Here is a 7,770-nt window from a genome sequence, read left to right as displayed (position 1 = left end):
ATGCGCGGTATAGCCGATGTCGGCCACTGCCTTGAGGATGTCGGACAGCTCGAGACGGCGCTCGTCCCAGCGCACGTATGCGCGCCGCGTCGCGTAGTTGATGGCGACCGATACGACACCCGGCAGTCGGCCGATATGCTGCTCGTTCAGCCAGACACAGGCAGCGCACACGATGCCCTCGAGAATGAGGGCCGCCTCGCGCACGTGCGGCGCCGCCTCGCGCACGAAGCTTTGCTGAACCGTGGGATCGTCGTAGAGCCGCAACTGCGCGAGGAAGGCGGGTACCGCTTCCGCTCCGCGCGGGGGCAGGGCCGTGCGATGGCGATAGTACCCCGTCAGCCCCTGAGCGACGATCGCCTCGGCCACGGCCACGCAACCGTGGCAGCACATCTGCCGTGCCATACCGTCGACGCGCGCGCAATAGGACGAGCCTGCCGGCACCGGCAATCCGCAGTGAAAACAGCTGGCATTCCCCACGACGCGCTCGGGCACTTCGCCCGCAATGGATTGCGGCGTGGTTGCGGCTTCCATTCCCATGAGGCAATGCTAACGCAAGAGGCCCACCGATACGACCCCTTCTTGGTATCGGGGAAAGAGAAAGGGCAGCCTTGGCTACCCTTTCTACCTCTGGGCTCTTCCCGGATCAGAAGCGGTAACCCACGCCTACGCCGTACACCATGGGATCGATGTCGAGCTTGCTGTTCACCAGCGGCGGTCCGGGCGGAATGCTGCTCGTGACCTTGGTGTCGATCCAGATGTACTTGAAGTCCACGTTCAGATACCAGTGCTCGGTGATCTTATAGTCGGCACCGACCTGTAGCGCCGGACCCCAGCTCGTGCTCGACACGTTGAGGGGAAGGCCGCCAGGGATCACGAAGGGCACGTTCAGATTGCTCTCCGTGAACCAGGTAAAGTTGATGCCGGCGCCGACATAGGGCTTGAACGGGTTGCCTTCCCAGTTGAAGTGATACTGAACCAGGAGGGTGGGCGGCAGGTGCTTCACGTTGCCGATGCCACCACTGTAGAGCCCCGGCACGTCGAGGGACACCGGCTGACTTTGCGGATACGTCAGAATAAGTTCGAGCGCGATCGCCTTCGTGAAAAAATAACTGACATCGAGTTCCGGCGCCCAGCGGTTCTGCACGCTGATGGCGTCTTCCGGCAGCAGCGCGGCACCGCCCGCCGAGGAGCTCGATTGGGGATCGATATTGACAGCGCGCAAGCGGACCAGCCAGGGACCGACGTTCTCGTCGGCCGCCTGCGCCCCGAAAGCCGAAGCCAGGCCGGCGGCGACAAGGCTCGCGATCAGGGTCTTCTTCATGTAATTTCTCTCATCCTCATTGAATTTACTCAACACGTGAACTGGCCGTTGAGGTGGCGGAAATTACCACAACAAGGCTCGCGATGAATGCTGTAACGCAAAAAATACTACCCTGCGGTTCCATGGGGAATCTTGACCTTGGTCAAAAGATTGTTCGTTTTGCCCCCCGAATCAGACGCTCTTGATCCCCTGGCTGCGCCCCGGCGACCCTTTTCCCCCGCTTCACAAAGCGCTCGACTACCCCAACGGTCTCCTCGCCGCGGGCGGTGATCTGTCGCTGCCGCGCCTCATCGACGCCTACCGGCGCGGCATTTTTCCGTGGTTCAGCGACGGCGAACCAATCCTCTGGTGGAGCCCGAACCCACGCATGGTTCTGTTCCCGGACGAACTGCGGGTGTCGCGTTCCCTTTCCAAGCGCCTGCGCCGGCACGATTACGAAATCCGCGCCGACAGTGCCTTCACCGCCGTCATGGAAGGCTGCGCCGCCCCCCGGCAGGGGCAGTCCGGCACGTGGATCACCGCACCGATGATGGACGCCTATGCCAGGCTGCATGCCGCCGGCTATGCCCACTCCGTGGAAACATGGATGACGGGAGAACTGGTCGGCGGGCTCTACGGAGTGGCCATCGGCGGGGTTTTCTACGGCGAATCGATGTTCGCACGCGTCACGGACGCATCGAAGATCGCCTTCGTCCATCTCGTGCAGCAGCTGCGGCGGAAGAACTTCGGGCTGATCGACTGTCAGATGCAGACGGCTCATCTCGCAAGCCTGGGTGCCCGCGAGATTTCCCGGGCAAACTTTACGAGCCGGTTGCGAGAATTGCTAAACTACCCAAATGTTCCGGGGCCTTGGCATCTGACCGATGACGCATCTGGGTGATTTCCCCCTGTCGATGCTGCAGTTCTATGCGACTGCGCCCTACCCGTGCAGCTATCTGCCGGAGAAGATGGCGCGCTCGCAGGTCGCAACGCCCAGCCACCTGATCGACACGGCAGTCTATTCGGAGCTGGTGCGCGCAGGCTTCCGCCGCAGCGGGGCGTTCACCTATCGCCCCTACTGCGATCATTGCCGCGCCTGCGTTCCGGTGCGCATCGTGACCCAGGAGTACCAGCCGAGCCGCGCCCAGCGCCGGGCATGGCGGCGCCACGACGGCATCAGTTCGCAGATCCTGGAGCTGCGCTACAGTCCCGAGCATTATGGTCTTTACCTGCGCTACCAGTCGCGCCGCCACAGCGGCGGCGGCATGGACCAGGACAGCCGCGAGCAGTACCGGCACTTCCTGCTGCAAAGCAACGTGACCTCCAATCTGGTGGAGTTCCGCGAGAACGGCGTCCTGCGCATGGTCAGCATTCTCGATCGGCTGCAGGACGGCATCTCGTCCGTTTACACCTTCTTCGACCCCTCGGTCGAGGGCGCCAGCTACGGTACCTACAACGTCATGTGGCAGGTGGAACTCTGCCGCAAGCTCGGCCTTCCCTATCTCTATCTCGGGTACTGGATCGCCCAGAGCCGGAAGATGGTCTACAAGATCAATTTCCGCCCCATGGAAGGGCTGATCGAAGATCGCTGGCAGCCGCTGCCACCGCCCTGACGCAGCGCGAGGCGCCCATGCGGGTCCTGATCGTCGAGGACGACGCCAGCATCGCCGCCAATCTGTTCGACTTTCTCGAGGCTCGCGGCCACGCAGTCGACGCCGCCGGTGACGGTATCACGGGTCTGCACCTGGCCACCACGCGCGATTTCGACGCCATCCTGCTCGACCTGACGCTGCCCGGTATCGATGGATTGACCCTCTGTCGCAAGCTGCGCGAAGAGACGGGGAAGGACACGCCCGTGCTCATGGTGACCGCCCGCGACACGCTCGACGACAAGCTGGGCGGGTTCGCGCATGGTGCCGACGACTACCTCGTCAAGCCGTTTTCGCTACGGGAGGTGGAGGCGCGACTGGGGTCGCTGCACCGGCGCCACGCCGGCAGGCTCATGCCCCGCCCTCTGCAGGTGGGCAGGCTGCGCCTGGACCCGCGCACCGCGACGCTCACGTGCGATGGCCGGCCGGTCACGCTGCCGCCCAAGTGTCTGCGCCTGATCGAGACCCTGATGCGGGATCCCGAGCGCGTCTTCTCTCACGCCGATCTCGAAGCCGCCGTTTGGGGCGGTGAGCCGGTCACGAGCGATGCCCTGCGCAGCCAGATGTACCTCCTGCGTCAGGCCATCGCCGCCGCGGGCGGCGGCGACCCAATCCAGAATCTCCACGGCCTCGGCTATCGCGTGGTGGTCGAGGCACCAGGCTCACGCCATCCATGAAACGCGGATTGCGGCGTCGCATTGCCGTGACCTTCGCTCTCTTCGCGGTGCTCGTCGTCCTCATACAGGCGGCCTTCGTCGTGTTCGTCACCGACGCGCAGGAGGAGGAGTTCATCGAGCAGATCCTCGACGAAGAGATGTCCCGCGTCCGCGACCCCTATCGCACGTTTGGTTCTGCGGCATTGCCGCGTGGACAGCTGCTCCAGGGGTACGCGAGCGGGCCTGCCGAGGACGGGGCAGCGGTGCCGGCGCACTTGCGCGCGCTCGCCCTCGGGAACCACGAGATCTCTCGCGACGACACGGAGTATCACGTGCACGTGCGCGACGACGGCGACACGCGCTTCTACCTCATCTACGACGCCACGCGGCACGAGGCGCGAATTACGCAGTTCGCGCACTACCTCCTGTTTACCGTCGTGTCGGTCGCGGCATTGGTATCGGTGATGGCTTACTGGCTGTCGGGTGTGCTGGTGCGTCAGGTTGCCGAGCTCGCGCGCCGCGTGGCCGACCTCGATCCCGCGACCGCGGCGGCGCCATTGGCAGCGAACGGGCAGGACGCCGAGGTCGCCGCCCTCGCCCAGGCGTTCGATCGGTTTCACGAACGCGTCGCCGAGATGGTGGAGCGCGAACAGCAGTTCACGTCAAACGTGAGCCATGAACTGCGCACGCCGCTCACCACGATCAAGACGAGTTGCGAGCTGCTGGCGCAGGACCTTGCCATCACGGGGAAGTCCCGGCAACGCCTGGAAGCGATCGCCCGCGCCGCCGACCGCATGGCGGAGCTCGCGCAGGCGTTCCTGCTGCTTGCGCGCAACGCACCGCTCGAAGGCGCGCAGGAAGTCTTCGACGTGCGCGACGCGGCGGAGGAAGCCGTGGCACCGTTCCGCGAAGCGCTGGCAGCGCGCGACATCGCCCTCGACCTGCAGCTGCCGGAGCATGCCGCGGTACGCATGCCGCGCTCCGCCTTCCATCTCGCCCTCTCGAACCTGCTCCGGAACGCAGCCGCGCACACCGATCGCGGGTGCATCACCGTCCGCTACGAAGACGGCACGCTGACCGTCAGCGACACCGGCCGCGGCATCAAGACCGCTGATCTGCCCCGCATCTTCGACCGTTACTACCGCGGCGAGGCGCAACGCGCCGTACCGGAAGGCGCGGGGCTCGGGCTCGCCATCGTCAAGCACCTGGCCGATCGTCTCGGCTGGACGCTCGGGGTTTCCAGCAAACCGGGCCGCGGCAGCACCTTCGAGATCGGATTTCCGGCGTCTTCACGACTTCTCCACACTTCATCGACCCTTTTTTCAGTATCCCGCTGCTAAAATTGCCGGCCATTGCGAGCCGGAGTTCAGACATGCAGACGAAGCGGGACGTGCTCTTCTCCGAAGCCAGTCGCGCCCCAACAGCGGCGGCCGTTGACGCACACTGGCTCCTGCCCGCCGCCAACGCCATGACCGCCAGCAGTGCCTGATTCCACCGCAACCGCAACGGTGGCGACGGCCGCCGGCACCGTCGTCAGCGCACGCCGCGGGCAGCAGCTTCGGCTCGTCGCCCTCATTCTGACTGTCGTGGTGGTCCGGCTGGCGACACTCGGTGCCTATCCCTTGATGGACAACACCGAAGCGCGCTACGCGGAGATCGCGCGCAAGATGCTCGAAACCGGCGACTGGATCACACCCCAGGTCCAGTACGGCGTGCCGTTCTGGGCCAAACCCCCGCTTTCGTTCTGGTTCACCGGCGCATCGTTTGCGGCGTTCGGTGTCGATGAATTCACGGCCCGCCTGCCGCAGTTGCTGATCGCCGCTCTTGTCGCGTGGCTGACCTATCGACTCGCCAGGCGTCACCACGGTCGCGACTGCGCCGTGCGGGCAGTTCTGGTGCTATGCACGACGCCGCTCTTTTTCATCGCCGCGGGAGCGGTGATGACGGACATGACGCTCGCGCTCACGACGACGATGTCGATGGTCGGCTTCTGGAACGCGCTGACGACGGAAGGGCGACGCGGGCGAGCCTGGGGTTACGTCTTCTTCGCGGGGCTCGGCCTCGGGCTCATCGCCAAGGGGCCGGTGGCGACGGTGCTCACGTTGGCCCCGATCGGGGCCTGGGTGCTCTGGACCGGATCCTGGCGGGCAACTTGGAAGCGGTTGCCATGGGTGGGCGGAACGGCGCTCGCACTCCTGCTCGGCATACCCTGGTACTTCGCAGCGGAAAGCCGAACGCCCGGCTTCGTGGAATATTTTCTCGTCGGCGAGCACTGGAAGCGGTTCATCGACAGCGGCTGGCGCGGCGACCTCTATGGCACGCCGCACGCGCAGCCGCGCGGCACGATCTGGCTCTTCACCCTCGTCGACACCCTGCCGTGGTCACTCGTGCTGGTCTGGCTGGTCTGGCGGCAACGACGTGACGAGGGTGGCGCCCGCACCGGCAATGACGCGACGGGCTGGCGTGCCTACTTGTGGTTGTGGACGCTCGCCGCCCCGCTCTTCTTCACGCTCTCCGGCAACATCATGTTCACCTACGCGATCACGAGTCTTCCCGCCTTCGCCCTGCTGGTGGCAGAGGCGTGGAGCGCTCGGCCTGCAGCCACCACGACGGCAGGCCGCGCGCAGCGCGAACGCATGTTCGCCTGGACAGCTCTCGCAGTGCCGCTGGTCATGCTGCTCACGTTGCTCCTAGTCATCCCGCGAGTCAGCGAGAAGAACTCGCAAAAGGCGCTGATCGAGCGCTACTTCGCCCTTCGCGGCAGCAGCGCGGAGCGCCTCATCTATCTGTGGCCGGCACCGCCCTCGGGAGAGTTCTACACACACGGAAAACTCGTGCGCGCCTGGGGACCCCACGAAGTGGAACCATATCTTGCGGACGCCTCCCGCGACTTCTTTGTCGCAGACCGTGACCAGCTGAAGGCCGTCGATGCGTCCCTGCGCGCGCGCCTCGACACAGTGGCGGAACATGGCACGGTCGTGTTGCTCCGGGAGAGAGGCACGTGACAGCCTTGCAGCCGCTACCCTCGGCACGCGCCCGCTCCCCGGCAGTCGAGCTTGCGATCGTTGCGCCGACGTTCAACGAGAAAGACAACGTCGCGGAGCTGACGACGCGTCTGGAGCAAACTCTCCACGGGATTCCGTGGGAGATCGTCTTCGTTGACGACGACTCACCGGACGGCACGGCGGAGGTCGTGGTCGAACTCGCGCAACTGCGCCCGAACGTGCGGTGTTTGCGGCGGATCGGCCGCCGTGGCCTGTCGCGGGCAGTGGTCGAGGGCATCCTCGCGACGACAGCACCCTACATCGCCGTGATGGACGCCGATCTGCAGCACGACGAGACGCTGCTGCCGAAAATGCTCGCGCGGCTGCGACAGGGCGATCTCGATATCGTCGTCGGCAGCCGTTACGCCACCGGCGGCTCCATCGGTGCGTGGAAGAGCTCCCGCGCCGCCATGAGCCGCTGGGCGACCGCGATCTCGCGCCTGGTGGTGACCGCCGATCTCTCGGATCCCATGAGCGGTTTCTTCATGATCCGCCGCGACGCGTTCCTGCGCGCCGTGCGCAACCTGTCCGGCGAAGGCTACAAGATCCTCCTCGATATCTTCGCCTCCAGCTCGACGCCATTGCGCTTCGTCGAGATCTCCTACACCTTCCGCAGCCGGCGCGCCGGGCAGAGCAAGCTCGACTCCGCGGTGATGTGGGAGTACCTGATGCTGATCGCGGACAAGCGCTTCGGGCACATCCTGCCGGCGCGCTTCATCATGTTCTCGGTCGTGGGCTTGAGTGGCGTGGCTGTCCACATGGCATCGCTCGGGCTGTTCTACGAGGTCGTGCGGACAGGTTTCGGAGTCGCGCAGACCATCGCGACGCTGGTGGCCATGACGAGCAACTACTGGCTCAACAACCTTCTCACCTACCACGATCGGCGGCGGCGAGGCTTCAGGTTCGTGACCGGCCTTCTCTCCTTCTATGCGATCTGCAGCGTCGGTGTGGTCGCGAACGTCGGCGTCGCGAGCTTCGTCTTCCACGAGCATTACAGGTGGTGGCTTGCCGGCGTGGCCGGTGCCATCGTCGGCACCGTCTGGAACTACGCCGCCAGCGCAATCTTTACGTGGCGGGGCCGATAACTCGCGGTGCCGCATTCCGGACGACGGGATGCCGCA

Annotated in this window: 8 protein-coding genes; 6 read left to right on the top strand and 2 right to left on the bottom strand. The window is 65.2% G+C overall.

Features of this window, described 5'->3' with window-relative positions:
- Positions 1 to 531: heavy metal translocating P-type ATPase metal-binding domain-containing protein (locus JNK68_10520; GenBank protein MBL8540792.1), on the bottom strand; the 531-nt coding region annotated here is incomplete at its 3' end.
- Between the two features lie 112 nt (positions 532 to 643).
- Positions 644 to 1,321 carry an OmpW family protein gene (locus tag JNK68_10515; GenBank protein ID MBL8540791.1) on the bottom strand — a complete coding sequence of 226 codons (678 nt, stop codon included), beginning with the start codon at positions 1,319 to 1,321 and terminating at the stop codon, positions 644 to 646.
- Positions 1,322 to 1,502: 181 nt separating this feature from the next.
- Here JNK68_10515 and JNK68_10510 point away from each other — a divergent pair, with 181 nt between their 5' ends.
- The 6 genes from JNK68_10510 (at position 1,503) to JNK68_10485 (ending at position 7,734) form a co-directional block, all read left to right on the top strand.
- A complete protein-coding gene (locus tag JNK68_10510) occupies positions 1,503 to 2,201 on the top strand; it encodes a leucyl/phenylalanyl-tRNA--protein transferase (protein ID MBL8540790.1) in 699 nt (232 codons plus the stop codon).
- Positions 2,185 to 2,913 (top strand): arginyltransferase, encoded by a 729-nt coding sequence (locus JNK68_10505; protein MBL8540789.1) that lies wholly within the window; start codon positions 2,185 to 2,187, stop codon positions 2,911 to 2,913. Before JNK68_10510 ends, JNK68_10505 begins: the two co-directional genes overlap by 17 nt.
- Positions 2,914 to 2,930: 17 nt before the next feature.
- Positions 2,931 to 3,626, top strand: a complete 696-nt coding sequence (locus JNK68_10500) for a response regulator transcription factor (protein ID MBL8540788.1) — start codon at positions 2,931 to 2,933, stop codon at positions 3,624 to 3,626.
- 26 nt (positions 3,627 to 3,652) lie between these two features.
- Complete coding sequence (locus tag JNK68_10495) at positions 3,653 to 4,945, top strand: HAMP domain-containing histidine kinase (protein MBL8540787.1); 1,293 nt, start codon at positions 3,653 to 3,655, stop codon at positions 4,943 to 4,945.
- A gap of 141 nt (positions 4,946 to 5,086) precedes the next feature.
- A complete protein-coding gene (locus JNK68_10490) occupies positions 5,087 to 6,610 on the top strand; it encodes a glycosyltransferase family 39 protein (protein ID MBL8540786.1) in 1,524 nt (507 codons plus the stop codon).
- A gap of 5 nt (positions 6,611 to 6,615) precedes the next feature.
- Entirely contained in the window at positions 6,616 to 7,734 is a 1,119-nt protein-coding gene (locus JNK68_10485) for a glycosyltransferase family 2 protein (GenBank protein ID MBL8540785.1), read from the top strand.
- Positions 7,735 to 7,770 lie beyond the last annotated feature (36 nt).

It is taken from the genome of Betaproteobacteria bacterium, from assembly GCA_016791345.1.
GTDB lineage: Bacteria > Pseudomonadota > Gammaproteobacteria > Burkholderiales > JAEUMW01 > JAEUMW01.
This window is presented reverse-complemented; position numbering and strand designations above follow the sequence as displayed.

What these genes read in the sequence shown, in the direction of transcription:
- JNK68_10515 (MBL8540791.1), bottom strand. Translation starts at nt 1,321, where the DNA reads ATGAAGAAGACCCTGATCGCGAGCCTTGTCGCCGCCGGCCTGGCTTCG.
- JNK68_10505 (MBL8540789.1), top strand. Translation starts at nt 2,185, where the DNA reads ATGACGCATCTGGGTGATTTCCCCCTGTCGATGCTGCAGTTCTATGCG.
- JNK68_10500 (MBL8540788.1), top strand. Translation starts at nt 2,931, where the DNA reads ATGCGGGTCCTGATCGTCGAGGACGACGCCAGCATCGCCGCCAATCTG.